Here is a 16,884-nt window from a genome sequence, read left to right on the forward strand (position 1 = left end):
TCGCGGCGCGTCTGGCGCTGCGGCTGGGCTCGGGTGTGATCACCGACGCCGTCGACCTGGCCGCGGGCGAGCAGGGCCCGGTGGCGACGCAGTCGGTGTTCGCCGCCTCCTTCACGGTGACCTCGCGGGTCTCGCACGGCACCCCGGTGATCACGGTCAAGCCGAACGCGACGTCGCCGGAGGCCGCCCCGGCCGCCGGCGCGGTGGAGTCGGTCACCGTGGAGTTCTCGCCGCTGGCGTCGGGCACGAAGGTCACCTCGCGCACCCCGCGGGTCTCGACCGGGCGTCCGGAGCTGACCGAGGCCGCGATCGTGGTCTCCGGCGGTCGTGGCGTGGGCGCGGCGGAGGGCTTCTCCGTCGTCGAGGCCCTCGCGGACTCCCTGGGTGCGGCCGTGGGCGCCTCCCGCGCCGCGGTCGACGCGGGCTGGTACCCGCACTCCAACCAGGTCGGCCAGACCGGCAAGCAGGTCTCCCCGCAGCTGTACATCGCCAACGGCATCTCCGGCGCGATCCAGCACCGCGCGGGCATGCAGACCTCCAAGACGATCGTCGCGGTCAACAAGGACCCCGAGGCCCCGATCTTCGAGCTCGCCGACTACGGCGTCGTCGGCGACCTGTTCGCCGTCCTGCCCCAGCTCACCGACGAGATCAACGCCCGCAAGGCCTGACCCCGCCACACCGAGCCACCGGACCCCGCGCCCCCACCCCGGGACGCGGGGTCCGTCGTACGATCAAGCCGGCCGTCCAGCTGCGAATCCCGGTGGGGGACAAGTGATCGTCTGGCTCAACGGCGCCTTCGGCGCCGGCAAGACCACGACCGTGCGCGAGCTCCAGCAGCTGATTCCCGGCTCCCACGTCTTCGACCCCGAGCAGATCGGCTCGCTGCTGCGCGACCGCCTGCTCCCGCCGGAGCCGCTCGTCGGCCTGACCGACTATCAGGACCTCGTCTCCTGGCGCCGGCTCGTCCCGGACGCGCTCACCGCGCTGCGCGCGCAGGTCGGCGAGGACGCCCCGCTGCTGGTCCCCATGGCGCTGCACCGCCAGGACTACCGCGACGAGATCTTCGGCACCCTCGCCTCCAGACGGATCGACGTGCACCATGTGGTCCTGCACCTTGACGAAACGGTTCTGCGCGAGCGGATCGACGCCGACGCGACCGAAGCCGACGCCCGCGCCTGGCGCCTGCGCCACCTCGACGCCTACACCACCGCCCTGCCGTGGCTGCGCCGGGACGCGGCCCTCGTCGACACCGCCGAGCTGACGCCGCGCCAGGCTGCCGAGCGGGTCCTCGCGGTGGTCCGCGCGGGTACCGCGCGCGTCCCGATCGTCCAGGACCCGGTGGCCACCGGCGACACCGTCGCCGCCGCCGTCCTGCTCTTCGACGAGGCCGACCGCGTGCTGCTGGTGGACCCCGTCTACAAGCCCGGCTGGGAGTTCCCCGGCGGCGTCGTCGAGACCGGCGAGTCGCCTTCGGCGGCGGCGGTGCGGGAGGCGGCGGAGGAGCTGGGCCTCACCCTCCGTGCCGAGGACCTCCGCCTCCTGGTCACCGACTGGGAACCCCGGCGCGGCCCGCGCTCGGGCGGCCTGCGCCTCGTCTTCGACGCCGGCGTCCTCGCCGCCACCGAACAGGCCGGGCTCACCCTGCCCACCGCGGAACTCCGTGCCTGGCGCTTCGTCGCGCCGGCGGACTTCGACACCCATCTCGCCCCGAACAAGGCCGCCCGCCTCCGCGCGGCGCTGGCCGCGCGGGCGGCGGGGACGGTCGCCTACCTGGAGGCCGGGCGGCGCTGCTGACCGGCGACCGGGGAGGCGTCGGCCGGCGGTTCACCCGTTCGGCGGATCCCCGGTCGCCGGTTCACCGAATCACCGTTTCACCGGTTCTTGAACTCCTCGATGGCCGCTCGGACCGTCTCCTGCAGCGCGTCGCTTCCGGCGTGCCCGGAGTCCTCGATGATGTGGAGCCGCGCGCCGGGCCAGGCCTTCGCGAGCTCCCACGCCGTCTGCACCGGGCTGCCCATGTCGTGACGGCCGTGCACCAGCACCCCCGGGATCCCGGCCAGCTTGTGGGCGTTGCGCAGCAACTGGTCCTCCTCCAGCCACGCGCCGTTGCCGAAGTAGTGGGCGCAGATCCGCACGAACGCGATCTGGTCGTCGACCTCGCGGTCGCTGTACATGCCCGGCGTGCCGTTGGGCTCGTTCGAGATGACCGCGTCCTCCCAGGCGAGCCACTCGCGGGCGGCCTTCTCCCGGACGGCCCGGTCCGGGTTCTCCATCAGCCGCGCGTAGGCCGCCAGCAGGTCGCCGTCCCGCTCCTGCTCGGGGACCGCGTCGCGGAACCGGTCCCAGGCCTCGGGGTAGAAGCGGCCCGCACCGCGGTAGAGCCAGTCGATCTCGGCGCGGCGGGTCGTGGTGACGGCGGGGATGACCATCTCGCTGACCCGTTCCGGGTGCTGCTGGGCGTAGGCCAGGACGAGTGTGGAGCCCCAGGAGGCACCGTTCAGCAGCCACTTCTCGATGCCGAGGTGCTCGCGCAGCCGCTCCATGTCGTCGATCAGGTGCTGGGTGGTGTTCAGGCTCATGTCCGCCGCCGGGTCGCTGGCGTGCGGAGTGCTGCGACCGCAGTTGCGCTGGTCGAACCGGATGACCCGGTAGCGCTCGGGGTCCCAGGCCCTCGTCGGCCTCCTGGTCGCGCCGGAACCCGGGCCGCCGTGGACGTTGAGCGCGGGCTTGCCCTGCGGACTGCCGTACTGCTCGTAGTAGATGCGATTGCCGTCCCCGGTGTCGAGGTACCCGCTGTCGTAGGGATGGGTCGGAGGATAGAAAGCCACCATGACGCTCGACCCTACGGAGCGATCAGGGGTCGGGTCCCTCGATTTTCGGACATCGCGCCGCCCACCCGACGCGCGGAACCGGCCGTCCGCGCCGTGTCAGGATGGACCGCGTGCCGTTCACCTTCAGCCACCCCGCCGCCGTGCTGCCGCTGCTGCGTGAAGGGCGCGGGCGCGGCCCGCTGATCGCGACCGGTCTGGTCGCCGGGTCACTCGCGCCGGATCTGCCGTTCTTTCTCGACAGCCCGCTGCCCGGCAGCTACGGCCTGGGCCGGTCCACGCACCGGGCCTGGGCCGTCCCGACCCTCGACGTCGCCCTCGCCGCCGGGCTCGCCGGCGCCTGGTACGGGCTGCTGCGCGAACCCGTCGTCGCCCTGTTGCCGCAGCCGCTGGCCGGACGGGTCGACGCGCTGACCGGCCCGGCGCGCAAGCCCGCCGACCTGCGGCCCGCCGACGCCGCATGGTTCGCGGCCTCCGCCGCGATCGGGGCCTTCACCCATGTGGCGTGGGACGCGTTCACGCACCACGGCCGTTGGGGTGAGCGCCACTGGCCCGCTCTCGGACACCGGATCGCCGGCCGGATGCCCGTCTACCAGGCGCTGCAGTGGACCACTTCGGCGGCCGGTCTGGCGGCCCTCGCCGTCGCGGCCCGACGACCGCTCGCGGAGACCCCGGCGGCCGGCGCGCCGGTCGACGACGCAGCGGTGGCCGGCCGGGTCGTCGTTGCCGCCTCGACCCTGCTCGGCGCCGGCCATCGGCTGTGGCGCGACCGGTCCCGCCACGCCGGGAGGCGGATGAGCGGGAACGATCTCGTCGGCGCCGTCAGCTTCGGCGGTGGAGCGGGCGCCGCGCTGGGCGCGGCCGGGTGGGCTCTGTCCGCGCTGCGGCGGGGACACGCCAGTAATATGACCGATCGTGAGCGAGAACCAGCGCCGCGGCGCAGATGAGATCGAAATCCTGCCGGATGCGCCGCTGGACGCGCTCGACGACGAGCTCGGTGGCGTCTGGGACGTCGTCGTCGTGGGCGCGGGCCCGGCCGGTGCTTCGGCCGCCTACGCGGCGGCCGACGCCGGGGCGACGCGCGTGCTGATCCTCGACAAGGCGGCCCCGCCCCGCTACAAGACCTGCGGCGGAGGCATCATCGGCCCCTCCCGGGACACGCTCCCGCCCGGTTTCGCGCTCCCGCTGAAGGACCGCGTCCACGCGATCACCTTCACCCTCGGCGGGCGGTACGAGCGCACCCGGCGCTCCAAGCGGATGCTGTTCGGCCTGGTCAACCGCGACGAGTTCGACCACGGCCTGGTCCAGGCCGCGGAGAAGGCGGGCGCCTCCCTGGTCACCGGCGTCACCGTCACCGGCGTCTCCCAGCCCGACGAGGCCGACGGCGGCCTCGCGCTGGTCGCGCTGCAGGACGGACGCGTCGTCAAGGCCCGCGCCGTGGTCGGCGCGGACGGGAGCGCGGGGCGGGTCGGCGCGCACGTCGGGGTGGTCTTCGACCAGGTGGACCTCGGCCTGGAGGCGGAGATCCCGGTCCCGCCCGCCGTCGCCGAGACCTGGCGCGGCCGGGTGCTGCTGGACTGGGGCCCGCTGCCGGGTTCGTACGGGTGGGTCTTCCCCAAGGGCGACAGTCTGACCGTGGGCGTGATCGCGGCCCGCGGCAAGGGCGCGGAGACGCGCGCGTATCTGAAGGACTTCATCGAGCGCCTGGGCCTGGCGGGCTTCGAGCCGAGCGTCGAGTCCGGGCACCTCACGCGCTGCCGCGCGGAGGAGTCGCCCCTGTCGCGTGGCCGCGTGCTGGTCGCGGGCGACGCGGCGGGTCTGCTGGAGCCGTGGACCCGCGAGGGGATCTCGTACGCGTTGCGGTCGGGCCGGCTGGCGGGCCGGTGGGCCGCGCGGATGGCCTCGGCGGCCGGCGCGGCGGGGGTCCGCCGGGAGGCACTCGGGTACACGTTCGACATCCGCGCGGGCCTGGGCGAGGAGATGGTCGTCGGCCGGAGGATGCTTTCCGCGTTCGAACGCCGCCCCGCCGCGTTCCATGCCGCCGTCCTCACCTTCCGCCCGGCGTGGCGGGCTTTCGCCCGCGTCACCCAGGGCCACACGACGTTCGCCCGGCTCACCCACGAGTACGGACTGACCCGCGAGACGATTGCGTTCCTGACCCGCGGCGGCAGCCGGTAGCCGCCTGAGGCGGCGCAGCCGCCAGGGGCGCGGGGCTCTGCCGATATGCGGCTCCTCCCCCAGCCTTCGGCCGGGAGGTGCCCCCTGCGTGGGCGCGACAAGCCACCGACGTGCGGATGGTCCTCGACGCGCAGGGCCATCCGCACAGGGTGGTTGCTCGCGCAGTTCCTCGCGTCCCTGGTGTGCTGCGACGTCCCGTCCGCCTATGCGGCAGGCTGCATCGGGCCGAGCCAGGTGCCGCCGGAGGCGTCGAGGGTCTGGCCGGTGATCCAGCGGGACTGGGGGCCCGCGAGGAAGGCGACGATGTCGGCGACGTCCTCGACCTCGCCGATGCGGCCGAGGCAGGCGACGGACTCGACGCCCGCGGCCAGCTCCGGGACGGCGAGGAAGTGCGCGGTCATGTCCGTGCGGACGACCCCGGGGGCGACCGTGTTGACGGTGATGCCGCGCGGGCCGAGGTCGATCGCGAGGCTGGGGGCGAGGGACTCGAGCGCGGCCTTGGACGCCGTGTAACCGATCTGGAGCGGGACCGCCATCCGGCTCGCCACCGAGCCGATGTTGATGATCCGTCCGCCGTCCCGCAGCAGCGGGATCGCGCGCTGGACGACCAGCAGCGGGGTGGTGACGTTCACCGCGAGCAGGCGGTTGATCTCGACCTCGGTGACCTCGGCGATGCCCCGCGCCGAACCGATCCCGGCGTTGTTGACCAGGATGTCGAGCTCCACGTCCTCGCCCAGCTGCGCGAAGAGGGAGTCGACCGCGCCCTCGGTCCCGAAGGACGCCTGCACCGCGAAGGCCTCGCCCCCGGCGGCCTCGATCCGGGCGACGGTCTCCTTCGCCGCAGCCGCGTCGGAGCCGTAGTGGACGACGACCCGGGCGCCGTCCGCCGCCAGGCGCAGCGCGATGCCGCGGCCGATGCCGCGCGAGCCGCCGGTGACCAGGGCCGTCTTGTTCTGCAGGTTCCGCAGGGTGCTCATCTCGGTCTCCTCCGTTCCGCCGGCCGCTTGCCGTCCGGCGATGACCTTCACGTTCGTGGAGGAGGCTGACCGCGCACTGACCGGCCGCTGACCGCTACTCCCGGGGGAGTACCCGGCCGCACCGCGTCGAGGGGACGCCCCGGGACGATCACCGGGCATACGGTTCCCTCATGAGATTCCGTCGGAGCCGCCAGCGGCCGCTCCTCGTGCTGCCGATCGTGGTCGGGTTCGTCCAGGTCGTGGGGACGCACGCGGTCGCGCGGCACCACACGGGCGGCAGCACGCGGCCGCTCGACGCGCTCGCGACGGTGCTGCTGCTGGCCGGGCCGGCGATGCTGCTGTTCCGGCGGCGGTGGCCGGTGCCGGTGTGCGCGGGGACGGCGGCGGTCGCGGGGGCGTACCTGCTGCTGCGCTACCCGTACGGGCCGATCGTGCTCAGTGTGGTGATCGCCTACGTGTCGGCGGTCCTCGCCGACCGGCGGCGCGCGGCGTGGATCAGCCTGGGGGCGCTCTACGTCGCGCATGTTGTGGCGAACTCGTTCACCCACGCGCTGAGCTGGCCGTTCGAGCTGGGGTTGCTGGCCTGGCTGCTGGTGGTCGTGGTCTTCGCCGAGCTGATGCGGACCCGGATCGAGCGGCGGCAGCAGTGGCGCCAGGCCCGGGCGGAGCGGGAGGCGCGGATCGCGGACGAGCAGCGGCTCGCCATCGCCCGGGAGCTGCACGACGTGCTCGCCCACAGCATCTCGCTGATCAACGTGCAGGCCGGGGTGGCCCTGGAGCTGATCGACGATGATCCGGAACAGGCGCGGACCGCGCTGCGGACCATCAAGGAGACGAGCAAGGAAGCCCTGGGGGAGGTGCGCCAGGTCCTCGGTTCGCTGCGCACGCCCACCGCGACGACGGGCGCTGCTGCGACCGTGACGCCCGCCGCGCCGCGCAGCCCCGCGCCGGACCTGGAGCGGTTGGACGAGCTCGTGCGGCAGGCCGCCGCCGCAGGGCTGACGGTCACCGTCCACCGCGAGGGGACCAAGCGAGTGCTGCCGTCCGGCGTCGGCCTGGCCGCATTCCGGATCGTGCAGGAGGGCCTGACCAACGTGCTGCGGCACTCCTCGGCCCGGGTGGCCGAGGTGACGCTCGACCACCGCCGGGCCGACCGGCTGCTGCTGACGCTGGAGGACCCGGGGCCGGCCTCGACGGCGGGCGGTGCCCGCGCGGGCGGGAGCGGCAGCGGGTTGGTGGGCATGCGCGAGCGCGCGAGCGCGCTCGGCGGCTCGCTCGAGGCCGCGCCGACGGCCTCGGGCGGGTTCCGGGTGCACGCCGAACTACCCTTGCCGGTACGGGCCGAAGACGAAGGCTGAGAGGGACGAGGATGATCCGGGTACTGCTCGCCGACGACCAGCAGCTGGTGCGCGCCGGCTTCCGGGCGCTGCTGGACGCCCAGTCGGACATCACCGTCGTGGCCGAGGCCGACGACGGTGTCCAGGCCGTGGCCCGCGCCCGCGAGCTGGCGCCGGACGTGGTGCTGATGGACATCCGCATGCCCGAGCTGGACGGTCTTGCCGCCACCCGGCAGATCTGCTCGGACCCGGCGCTGGCGGAGGTGAAGGTCGTCGTGCTGACCACCTTCGAGCTCGACGAGTACGTCTTCGAGGCGCTGCGCTCGGGCGCGGCCGGGTTCCTGGTCAAGGACACCGAACCGGCGGAGCTGGTCCGCGCGGTGCGGGCGGCGCACGCGGGGGACGGGCTGCTGTCGCCGGGCGTGACCCGGCGCCTGATCGCGGAGTTCGCCGCGCGGTCGAAGGAGCCGGAGCAGCCGGCCGCGCTGTCCCGGCTGACGGACCGGGAGCGCGAGGTGCTGGCGTTGGTCGGCCTGGGGCTGACCAACGAGGAGATCGCCGGCCGGCTGGTGGTCAGCCCGCTGACGGCGAAGACGCACGTGAGCCGCACGATGGTGAAGCTCGGCGCCCGCGATCGGGCGCAGTTGGTGGTGCTCGCCTACGAGTCGGGGTTGGTCCGGCCGGGCTGGCTGGGCTGAACGGCGCCGAGCTGAGCCGCGCCGTCGTCGAGGGCGGCCTCCCGCTCGCGGTGGTAGCGCTCCAGCAGGGCGGGCAGCTCGCGGCGCAGGAAGGTGAAGAAGTGCAGCGACTCGCCGAGCCGGGCGGACGCGGCGGAGCCCTCGCCGAGCAGGTGGACGCCCTCGGCCAGTGCGTTCTGCCAACGGCCCAGCACGAAGTCGCGGTTGAGCATCGCCTCGCGCCAGACCTGGTCGAAGACCCGGTACCGGTCGCGCCGCGAGCCGGGCTCCCGCTCGCGCCCGACCAGCTGGAACTGGGTCAGGTAGCGCACCGCGCCGGAGACCGCCGCCGGGCTGATCTGCAGCGTGTCGGCGAGCTCGGCGGCGGTCAGGCGGCCGCTCTCCGAGGTCATCAGGGCGACGAAGACGCGGGCGGGCATGCGCGGGAAGCCGCTGTCGGTCAGCACGCCCGTGAACCGTTCGATGTACGCGTGCAGTTCGTCCGGGTCCGCCGTCATGCGATCACCCTATCGTCGCGGCTCGTCAGAACATTCTTAATATTCACGAATTCCTGAAACCAGTGTAGCGTCGGAGGCATGACGACGGCCATCGACGTGTCCGGCCTGGTGAAGACCTTCGGTCGCACCCGCGCCCTGGACGGACTGGACCTCAGCGTTGCCGAGGGCGAGGTGCACGGGTTCCTCGGCCCGAACGGCGCGGGCAAGTCCACCACCATCCGCGTCCTGCTCGGGCTGATCCGGGCGGACGCGGGGCAGGTGTCGCTGCTCGGCGGCGATCCCTGGCGCGACTCGGTCGCGCTGCACCGGCGCCTCGCCTATGTCCCGGGCGACGTGACGCTGTGGCGCGGGCTCACCGGCGGCGAGGTGATCGACCTGCTGGGCCGCCTGCGCGGCAACGGCGACGACCGCGCGCGCCGAAAGTCGCTGCTGGAACGGTTCGAGCTGGACCCGACCAAGAAGGGCCAGACGTACTCCAAGGGCAACCGTCAGAAGGTCGCCCTCGTCGCCGCCTTCTGCTCGGACGCGGAGCTGTTGATCCTGGACGAGCCCACCTCCGGGCTCGACCCGCTGATGGAGGAGGTCTTCCGCGCCTGCGTCGCCGAGGAGCGCGACCGGGGCCGGACGGTCCTGCTCAGCAGCCACATCCTCTCCGAGGTCGAGGCGCTCTGCGACCGCGTCAGCATCATCCGCGCCGGTCGCACCGTCGAGACCGGCACGCTGGCCGGGCTGCGCCACCTCACCCGTACCTCCGTCTCCGCCGAACTGGCCGCGCCGCCCGCCGGCCTGGACGCGCTGCCGGGTCTGCACGACGTCGAACTGCGCGGCACCACGCTGCACTGCCAGGTCGACACCGACCACCTCGACGCGCTGCTGCGCGCCCTCACGGACGCCGGCGTGCGCTCGCTGACCAGCCGTCCGCCGACGCTGGAGGAGCTGTTCCTGCGTCACTACGAGCCGGAGTCCTCGGACAGCGCGGAGGTGGGCTCGTGAACCTCGCCGGCTCGCTCATCGGTTGCGGCCCGCTGCTCCGCTTCGCGCTGCGCCGCGACCGGACCATGCTGGCCTGCTGGATCTACGGGCTGCTGGCCTCCGTCATCGGTACCGCCGTCTCCTTCCGCAAGCTCTACCCGGACGCGGCCTCGCGCGAGCAACTCGCCGCGAGCATCAACGACAACGGCTCCCTGCGCGCCCTGTACGGGGCGGTCTACGACACCGGCAGCATCGGCGCCCTGACGGCCTGGCGCATCCTCGGCATCGGCGGGCTGATGCTCGGGCTGCTCTGCGTCCTGTTGGTCACCCGCCACACCCGGGCCGAGGAGGAGTCCGGACGGCTGGAGCTGCTGGGCGCCGGAGCCGTCGGACGCGGCGCGCCGCTCGCTGCCGGGATCGGCGCCGCGCTGACCGCCTCCGCCGTCGTCGGCGCGATCACAGCCGCGTTCCTGGCCGGGAGCGGCGAGCAACTGAACGGCTCGCTCGCCTTCGGCGCGGCGCTGTTCGGCTGCGGCGCCTGCTTCGCGGGCGTCGCCGCCGTCGCCGCGCAGCTGACCGAGACCGGACGTGCGGCCAACGGGATCGGCGGCGCCGTCCTCGGTCTCGCCTTCCTGCTGCGCGCCGCCGGAGACGCGGCCGGCAACGGCGGCCCGGGCTGGCTGGTGTGGCTCTCCCCGCTCGGTTGGGCCGAGCGGGTCCGCCCCTACGACGAAAACGCCTGGTGGCTCGTGGCGCTGCTGCTCCTCGCGGGCGCCGTGCAGACCGGGATCGGCTACTGGCTCGCCGGGCGGCGCGATCTCGGCGGCGGTCTGCTGCCGCAGCGCCCCGGCCCGCCCGCCGCCGGGTCCACGCTGCGCAGCGCCCTGGGCCTGGCCTGGCGGCTCCAGCGCGGCAGCCTGATCGGCTGGAGCGTCGGCTTCGCGATCGGCGGCGCGCTGCTCGGCGGCATCAGCAAGGGCGTCGACCAGCTCGTCTCCAGCAGCGCCAACGTCGAGCAGATCGTGCAGCGGATGGGCGGCAGCAGCCAGGTCACCAACGCCTACCTGGCCACCTCGATGAACCTGCTGGCGATGGTCGCCGCCGTCTACGCCGTCCAGTCGGCCCTGCGGCTGCGCGGCGAGGAGACCTCCGGCCGGGCCGAGCCCGTGCTCGCGAGCGGCGTCCGCCGCCTGGCCTGGGCGGGCGGCCACCTGCTCCACCCGCTGCTCGGCTCCGCCGTGCTGCTGCTCGTGGGCGGCCTGACCGCGGGGCTGGGCGCGGGCGTCGTGTTCGGGGACGTGCCGGGCTGGACGGGCAGGCTGCTGGTCGCGGGGCTGGTGCAACTGCCGGCGGTGTGGGTGTTCGCCGCCGTGACCGTCGCGCTGTTCGGGCTGCTGCCGCAGTGGACCTCGGCCGCGTGGGGCGTGCTGGGCGTGCTGCTCTTCATCGCCTACCTCGGCCCGGCGCTGAACGCCGGTCAGTGGCTGCTGGACCTGACGCCGTTCACGCACATCCCCAAGCTGCCCGGCGCCGTCTTCCACGCCGAGCCGCTGCTGTGGCTGACGCTGCTGTCCGCGCTGCTGGCCGGTGCGGGACTCGCGGGCCTGCGGCGGCGCGACATCGGCTGATCCGTCCGCGCATCCGCCTCCCCTCACCAGGGAGACGCCTCTGCAGCGTCGTCGCCGGAACGGCGACGCTGCTCACGCAGCGCCTGCTCCGGTCGCGGGTGCGCCGACGCGAACTCGCGCGCCTGGAGCGGCGCGGGGCCGCGGCGGTGAGGCGCGTCACGATCGAAGAGCAGTGTCGCGAGGCACCCCCGCTGCATAGGCTGGCCCTGCGCCGCCACAGGGTCGTGGCAGGCGCTGTAACCGGGAAGGACTCGCACCGATGACCTCCGACGCAGAGCCGCTGGTCCGATACGCCGTCGACCGCGGCATCGTGACGCTGACGCTCGACTCGCCAGCCAACCGCAACGCCCTCTCCTCGCGGCTGGTCGCGGAGCTGGAGCAGGGCCTGGCCGAGGCCGCCAAGGACGCCGCCGTCCGCGCCGTCGTGCTCACCCACACCGGCGGCACCTTCTGCTCCGGCGCGGACCTCTCCGAGGCCACCGGCGGTGACCCGACTGCCAACCCGCGCCGCCTGGTCACCGCGATGCGCAGCGTGCTGGAGTCCCCGAAGCCGGTCGTCGCCGCCGTCGACGGCCACGTGCGCGCGGGCGGCCTCGGCCTGCTCGGCGCCTGCGACATCGTGCTGGCCGGTCCGAAGTCGACCTTCGCCTTCACCGAGGTGCGGCTCGGCCTCGCGCCCGCCGTCATCTCGCTGCCGCTGTTGCCGCGCCTCGACCCGCGCGGAGCCTCCCGCTGGTACCTGACCGGCTCCGTCTTCGACGCCGCCGAGGCCCAGCGGATCGGCCTGGTCAGCGAGGCGTGCGCGGACCCGCAGGAGCCGCTGGCGAGCATCCTGGACGCGTTCCGCAAGGCCAGCCCGCAGGGCCTGGCCGAGAGCAAGCGGTTGGTCACCGCCGAGGTGCTGCGCGTCTTCGAGCGCGACGGCGAGTCCATGGTGGCGCAGTCCGCGCTGCTGTTCGGCTCCGAGGAGGCCCGCGAGGGGATGCTCTCCTTCCTGGAGCGCCGCCCGCCGCGCTGGGCCACCGAATAGCCCCGTGGGCGCGCGGCTGTGACGCAGCCCTCGCCTCGCACGTGGTTACCGACCGGTTAACGTAGGCGCATGCCGTTCGCCGACAAGATACGCCGCCGGGGCCGTGGCCTGGCCTCCCGCGTGGTCCACCGGGGCTGGGCCTGGGTCCGGGAGGCCGGCGCGATCAGTGCCGAGCAGCCCGGTCCGCTGCGCTTCGCCGAGCTCGGCCCCTGCACGAAGCTGGCCTTCCCGCAGGGGACGATCTTCAACGAGCACGCGATCGCGATCGGCTGCTACTGCATCATCGGCGAGCGGGTGTCCCTGTCGGCCGGCTTCGCCCCGGGCCTGCGGCTCGGCGACGAGCCGATCCTGCGCATCGGCGACGGCTGCGTCATCGGCCGTGACAGCAACATCGTCGCGCACCAGTCGATCGTCATCGAGGACAACGTCTGGACGGGGCCGAGCGTCTACATCTCCGACCAGAACCACTCCTACGACGACCCGCACACGCCCATCGGCAAGCAGTGGCCCCGCAACGAGCCGGTGCGGATCGGCGCGGGCAGCTGGATCGGCACGGGCGCGGTGATCCTGCCCGGTGCGGACATCGGCCGCAACGTCGTCGTCGCGGCCAACGCGGTCGTGCGCGGCCACGTCCCGGACAACACGGTCGTCGCGGGCGCCCCCGCCAAGCCCGTCCGCCGCTGGACCGAGGCGGAGGGCTGGCAGCCGCCCATCCGCACCGCCGCGCCGCGCGCGATCCCCGAGGGCGTCACCCACGAGGAACTGCTCGCCCTGATCGGCTGGGACCTCCAGCTCCCGCCCGAGGCGGTCGAGGCGGTCGAGGCAGCGCGTGAGGACCCCGACCCGGTGCCGTGACCGGTGGCGTCCGCTCGACGGGCGCGCCGGGCACGCGGATGGCACAGTGGGATGGATTCGCCTGCACGCCGGACCTTCGCTTCGAGGAGGGCTCCATGCGTATCCAGATGCGTGTCCAGCTCGCGGCGGTAGCCGCCTCCCTCTCCCTCGCGACCGCCCTCAGCGGGTGCAGCTCCAGCGCGACCAGCAACGCGGTCGGCGCGGCGGCTTCCTCCGCCTCGTCCTCGTCCTCGGTGCCGAGCGCGGACCAGCTCCAGAGCGCCCTGCTGGTGGCCTCGGACCTGGGCCCCGACTACACGGCGCAGCCCAATGACACGTCCTCGCCGACGGACACCTCGGCGCCCTCGGGCTGCAGCACCCTGACCGACCTGATGAACGCCATCCCCTCCAAGTCCCCGGGCGCGGCCCAGGGGCCGGACGCCCAGGTGATCCTCCAGGGCGGCCAGGCCGGCCCGTTCGTCGGCGAGTTCCTCTCCGCCCGCCCGCAGTCGGTGCTGGACCGCAACTACCCGGCGGTGGTCGACGCCCTCCGCGGCTGCAAGCAGCTGAACTTCCCCACGGGCACCACCCAAGTGCCCTTCCAGCTCACCGACTTCGACATGGGCTCGACGGGCACCACGGCCAAGCACATGTCCGGCACGGTCGAGGGCGTCCCGGTCAACGGCTACCTCGCGGTCGACCGCCTCGGTCCCACCGTCGCCATGGTCTACCTCTACCTCGAGGTCGCGGGCGACTCCCCGCAGACCGCCAAGTCCTACTTCGACCAGGCCGTCACGAAGGCCAACTCGGTCCTCACGGGCAGCGCGTCGGCCGCGAGCGTGTGACGCCGGGTTGTCGCCCGGGAGAGTGGCTCACGCCTTCGCGCGGACGACCAGGGCCGAGACGCCCGCGAGGGCGATCAGGAGGGCGACGGAGAGCAACGCGAGGGGCAGGCCGAGCCCCTGGGCGAGGAAGCCGATGATCGGGGGGCCGGCGACCATGCCGCCGAAGCCGAGGGTGGAGGCGGTGGCGACGCCGCGGGGGCCGCGCAGGGAGCCCGCGCGGTCGATGGCGAGCGGGAAGATGTTGGCCAGCCCCAGCCCCACCAGCAGGAAGCCCGCGAGGGCGAGCGGGAGGGAGGGGCTCACGGCGGCCGCGACCATGCCGACGGAGGCGACGGCCGCGCCCGCGACCAGGAGCTTGGTCGGGCCGAAGCGTTCGACGAGGCGGGTGCCGCTGAGACGGCCGATCGTCATCGTCAGCGAGTAGACGGCGAAGCCCGTCGCGGCGATCGCCGAGGAGGCGTGCAGGTCCTGCCGCAGGTGCAGGGCCCCCCAGTCGGCCATCGCGCCCTCGCCGTAGGCGTCGCACAGGGCGACCACGCCCAGCAGGACGACCAGCAGTGCGACGCCCGGCGCGGACCCGGGCGCGGACGCCGCGCCGGCGGGCGCGGCGGCGTGGGGGACCTCGTGGCGCAGCAGCACCCGGCCCGCCCAGGCGGTGACGGCGAGCCCGCCGACCGCCAGCAGGCCCAGATGCTGGGTGGGCGTCAGCACCGGTGCCAGTAGCCCGCCGAGGGTCGCCCCGAGGAGGCCGCCGAGGCTGTACGCGGCGTGGAAGGAGGGCATGACCGGCCGCTCCGCCGCGCGGACGAAGTCCACCGCGGCGCTGTTGATGCCGACGTTCATCGCCCCGTACCCCGCGCCGAAGAGCAGCAGGACCAGCCCGAGGGCCAGCACCGAGTGCGTCAGCGGTGGCAGCGCGACGGAGGCGCAGAGCAGCAGGGAGGCGGCGACGGTCACCGCGTGGTTGCCGTGGCGGACGCAGAGCCGGCCGACCGGCCCCATCGCGGCGACCGCGCCGGCGGAGACGCAGAGCAGGGCGAGGCCGAGCAGCGCGGGCGAGGCGTGCACCTGCGCCTTGATCTCGGGGATGCGGACGACCCACCCGGCGAACAGGAAGCCGTCGAGCGCGAAGAACCCGGTCAGCGCGATGCGGGCGGCAGGCCAGCGGGTGGTGGGTTCGGGGGTGGAGGTGACGGAAGAAGTCGACTCCATTTTGTCTATCTGCGGCACAAATTCATAATAGAAGCGTGACGCAGACCCAGACAAGCCCCGATCGGGGCCGCGCCGCGCTCGGGCCCGCACTCGAGCTGATCCACACCGGCGCCGCACCCACCCGTTCCGCGCTGACCGGCGCACTCGGCGTCACCCGCACCACGGTCGGTGCGATCACCGCAGAGCTGGAGGCACTGCGGCTGATCACCGTCGACGCCCGCCCCGTCGGCGCCGGGCGCGGACGCCCCTCGCACCGCCTGGAGATCGACCCGCAGGGCCCCGTGGTCCTCGCCGCCCAGCTGCACACGGACGGCTTCACCCTTGCCCTGGCCGGCCTCGGCGGCCGCCTCGGACAGCCCCTCGACCTCCCCCTCGCGCGCCTGCCGCGCGACACCGACCCGCGCGTGGTCCTGCGCACCATCGCCGACGAGGCGATGCGGCTGCTCGCCGCGAGCCCGCGCCGCTGTGTCGGCGCGGGCTTGGCCGCGCCCACGCCCGTCACCGAGCCGGAGCGCCTGGCCGTCATCTCCGCCTGCCTGGGCTGGCCCACCGGTACCCCCATCGGCGAGCTGTGGGAGGAGGCCCTGCGCGACGCCGGTCTGCTCCTCCCGCCCGGCGTCGCCCCGGCCGTCGCCAACGACGCCAATCTCGCCGCGCTCGCCGAACACCGCCACGGCGCGGGCCGCGGCGCCCGCAACCTGCTGTACGTGACCGCCGGCCACGAGGGCGTCGGCGGCGCGCTCGTCGTCGACGGCCGCCTGCACACCGGCAGCACCGGGCTCGCCCTGGAGATCGGCCAGCTGACGGTCGATCCGGACGGCCTCCAGTGCCGCTGCGGCCGCCGCGGCTGCCTCGACGTCGAGGCCGGCCCGCCCGCACTCCTGACGGCGTACGGGCTCCCCGCGAACGCCCCCCTCGCCGAGGTCGACGCGATCCTGGCCGCGGCCCGCGCGGGCGATCGCGCGGCGCGGGCCGCGGTGGACCACGTCGCGGTCCGGCTCGGCCACGGCATCGCCGCCGTCGTCGACATCCTCAACCCCGACCGGGTCGTCCTGGGCCCCTTCCACAGCGCGCTGCTGGCGGGGGCGCCCGAGCTGCTGCCCGAGACGGTCGCGGGCCGCGCGCACTGGGGCCGCTTCGGCTGCGTGCCGCTGCGCGCGGCGGAGCTGGCCGCCCCGGAGCTGGCCGGCGCGGCGGAGCTGGCCTGGGCGCCGGTCCTCGCGGACCCCCAACTCGCCGCGACGGGCTGAGCCGTACTCCCGGGGGAGCAGCGCAGGTGTCCCCCGGGAGGCGACGTTTTGCCGTCGGCCGCGGAGGAGTCTCTTCAGTACCGAGTACTGACCACTGAGGAGCGCGAGATGAACACCTTCCTGGCCGACGGCTGGCACGGCGGACCCGGCCCGTGGATCCTGCTGGTGCCCCTGTTCTGGATCGGCGCGTTCACCGTCGTCCGCCGCGTCCTGTGGCGCAGGGGCGTGCGGGGGCCGCGCCGGGACGTCCCCTTCGGCCCGCGCGCGGGCTCGCCGTGGGGAGGCCCCCCGCAGCAGGGCCCGGCGCCCTCCCCGCTGGAGACCCTCAACCGGCGCTACGCGAACGGCGAGATCGACGAGTTCGAGTACCGCCAGCGCCTCGACGTCCTCAACGGGACGGATACGACGACGGCGTAGTCGCGCCTCCAGGGGCGCGGGGCTCTGCTTGTGCGGCTCCTCCCTCAGCCTTCGGCCGGGAGGTGCCCCCAGCGTGGGCGCGAGCAACCACCCTGTGCGGACGGCCCTGAACTTGGGGGACCAGCCGCACAGGGTGGCTTGTCGCGCAGTTCCCCGCGCCCCTGGCGTGCTGCAGCCCGAG

17 protein-coding genes are annotated in these 16,884 nt (G+C 74.2%); 13 read left to right on the forward strand and 4 right to left on the reverse strand.

All coding sequences use genetic code 11. The features are described from left to right. Together BMY61_RS38580 and BMY61_RS38585 are read left to right on the forward strand one after the other, a co-directional pair. The coding region (locus BMY61_RS38580; protein WP_075004109.1) for an electron transfer flavoprotein subunit alpha/FixB family protein at nucleotides 1-668 on the forward strand (668 nt) is incomplete at its 5' end. Nucleotides 669-771: 103 nt separating this feature from the next. Further along, on the forward strand, nucleotides 772-1,794 hold the full coding sequence (locus BMY61_RS38585; RefSeq protein ID WP_042450034.1) for an NUDIX hydrolase: 1,023 nt from the start codon (nucleotides 772-774) through the stop codon (nucleotides 1,792-1,794). Between the two features lie 77 nt (nucleotides 1,795-1,871). Here the strand turns inward: BMY61_RS38585 and pip are convergent, their stop codons facing one another. Continuing rightward, nucleotides 1,872-2,831: a prolyl aminopeptidase gene (gene pip, locus BMY61_RS38590; RefSeq protein ID WP_042450033.1), complete on the reverse strand. Its 960-nt coding sequence runs from the start codon at nucleotides 2,829-2,831 to the stop codon at nucleotides 1,872-1,874. A gap of 110 nt (nucleotides 2,832-2,941) precedes the next feature. Between pip and BMY61_RS38595 the strand changes: the two genes are divergently transcribed. Both BMY61_RS38595 and BMY61_RS38600 read left to right on the forward strand, forming a co-directional pair. Then, nucleotides 2,942-3,775, forward strand: a complete 834-nt coding sequence (locus tag BMY61_RS38595) for a DUF4184 family protein (protein ID WP_042450109.1) — start codon at nucleotides 2,942-2,944, stop codon at nucleotides 3,773-3,775. Between the two features lie 25 nt (nucleotides 3,776-3,800). Further along, a complete protein-coding gene (locus BMY61_RS38600; protein WP_042450107.1) occupies nucleotides 3,801-5,006 on the forward strand; it encodes a geranylgeranyl reductase family protein in 1,206 nt (401 codons plus the stop codon). A gap of 203 nt (nucleotides 5,007-5,209) precedes the next feature. On the opposite strand, the gene BMY61_RS38605 is transcribed toward BMY61_RS38600, so the two are convergent. After that, entirely contained in the window at nucleotides 5,210-5,983 is a 774-nt protein-coding gene (locus BMY61_RS38605) for an SDR family oxidoreductase (protein WP_042450032.1), read from the reverse strand. Between the two features lie 170 nt (nucleotides 5,984-6,153). Between BMY61_RS38605 and BMY61_RS38610 the strand changes: the two genes are divergently transcribed. After that, entirely contained in the window at nucleotides 6,154-7,341 is a 1,188-nt protein-coding gene (locus BMY61_RS38610; protein ID WP_042450030.1) for a sensor histidine kinase, read from the forward strand. A gap of 11 nt (nucleotides 7,342-7,352) precedes the next feature. Next, complete coding sequence (locus BMY61_RS38615; protein ID WP_042450029.1) at nucleotides 7,353-8,018, forward strand: response regulator transcription factor; 666 nt, start codon at nucleotides 7,353-7,355, stop codon at nucleotides 8,016-8,018. Here BMY61_RS38615 and BMY61_RS38620 read toward each other — a convergent pair. Beyond that, a complete protein-coding gene (locus BMY61_RS38620; protein WP_042450028.1) occupies nucleotides 7,979-8,515 on the reverse strand; it encodes a GbsR/MarR family transcriptional regulator in 537 nt (178 codons plus the stop codon). The two genes, BMY61_RS38615 and BMY61_RS38620, sit on opposite strands and share 40 nt — an antisense overlap. Before the next feature lie 78 nt (nucleotides 8,516-8,593). Between BMY61_RS38620 and BMY61_RS38625 the strand changes: the two genes are divergently transcribed. The 5 genes from BMY61_RS38625 (at nucleotide 8,594) to BMY61_RS38645 (ending at nucleotide 13,824) form a co-directional block, all read left to right on the forward strand. Further along, nucleotides 8,594-9,508: an ABC transporter ATP-binding protein gene (locus tag BMY61_RS38625; RefSeq protein ID WP_042450027.1), complete on the forward strand. Its 915-nt coding sequence runs from the start codon at nucleotides 8,594-8,596 to the stop codon at nucleotides 9,506-9,508. After that, the gene (locus tag BMY61_RS38630; RefSeq protein WP_075004229.1) at nucleotides 9,505-11,115 is read left to right on the forward strand and encodes an ABC transporter permease; all 1,611 of its coding nucleotides are present in this window, start codon (nucleotides 9,505-9,507) and stop codon (nucleotides 11,113-11,115) included. The genes BMY61_RS38625 and BMY61_RS38630 overlap by 4 nt, the downstream gene beginning before the upstream one ends. Nucleotides 11,116-11,374: 259 nt before the next feature. Next, on the forward strand, nucleotides 11,375-12,145 hold the full coding sequence (locus BMY61_RS38635; RefSeq protein ID WP_042450024.1) for an enoyl-CoA hydratase family protein: 771 nt from the start codon (nucleotides 11,375-11,377) through the stop codon (nucleotides 12,143-12,145). Between the two features lie 69 nt (nucleotides 12,146-12,214). Then, nucleotides 12,215-13,000: an acyltransferase gene (locus BMY61_RS38640; RefSeq protein ID WP_042450022.1), complete on the forward strand. Its 786-nt coding sequence runs from the start codon at nucleotides 12,215-12,217 to the stop codon at nucleotides 12,998-13,000. 95 nt (nucleotides 13,001-13,095) lie between these two features. Next, nucleotides 13,096-13,824: a hypothetical protein gene (locus BMY61_RS38645; protein ID WP_143094733.1), complete on the forward strand. Its 729-nt coding sequence runs from the start codon at nucleotides 13,096-13,098 to the stop codon at nucleotides 13,822-13,824. A 27-nt stretch (nucleotides 13,825-13,851) separates the two neighbouring features. Here the strand turns inward: BMY61_RS38645 and BMY61_RS38650 are convergent, their stop codons facing one another. Then, the gene (locus BMY61_RS38650) at nucleotides 13,852-15,036 is read right to left on the reverse strand and encodes an MFS transporter (RefSeq protein WP_063773277.1); all 1,185 of its coding nucleotides are present in this window, start codon (nucleotides 15,034-15,036) and stop codon (nucleotides 13,852-13,854) included. A 35-nt stretch (nucleotides 15,037-15,071) separates the two neighbouring features. Here BMY61_RS38650 and BMY61_RS38655 point away from each other — a divergent pair, with 35 nt between their 5' ends. Both BMY61_RS38655 and BMY61_RS38660 read left to right on the forward strand, forming a co-directional pair. Then, nucleotides 15,072-16,286, forward strand: a complete 1,215-nt coding sequence (locus tag BMY61_RS38655; RefSeq protein ID WP_143094734.1) for an ROK family protein — start codon at nucleotides 15,072-15,074, stop codon at nucleotides 16,284-16,286. 108 nt (nucleotides 16,287-16,394) lie between these two features. Next, nucleotides 16,395-16,703 carry an SHOCT domain-containing protein gene (locus BMY61_RS38660; protein ID WP_042450017.1) on the forward strand — a complete coding sequence of 103 codons (309 nt, stop codon included), beginning with the start codon at nucleotides 16,395-16,397 and terminating at the stop codon, nucleotides 16,701-16,703. Nucleotides 16,704-16,884: the final 181 nt, after the last annotated feature.

This window comes from Streptacidiphilus jiangxiensis, assembly GCF_900109465.1.
Lineage (GTDB): Bacteria > Actinomycetota > Actinomycetes > Streptomycetales > Streptomycetaceae > Streptacidiphilus > Streptacidiphilus jiangxiensis.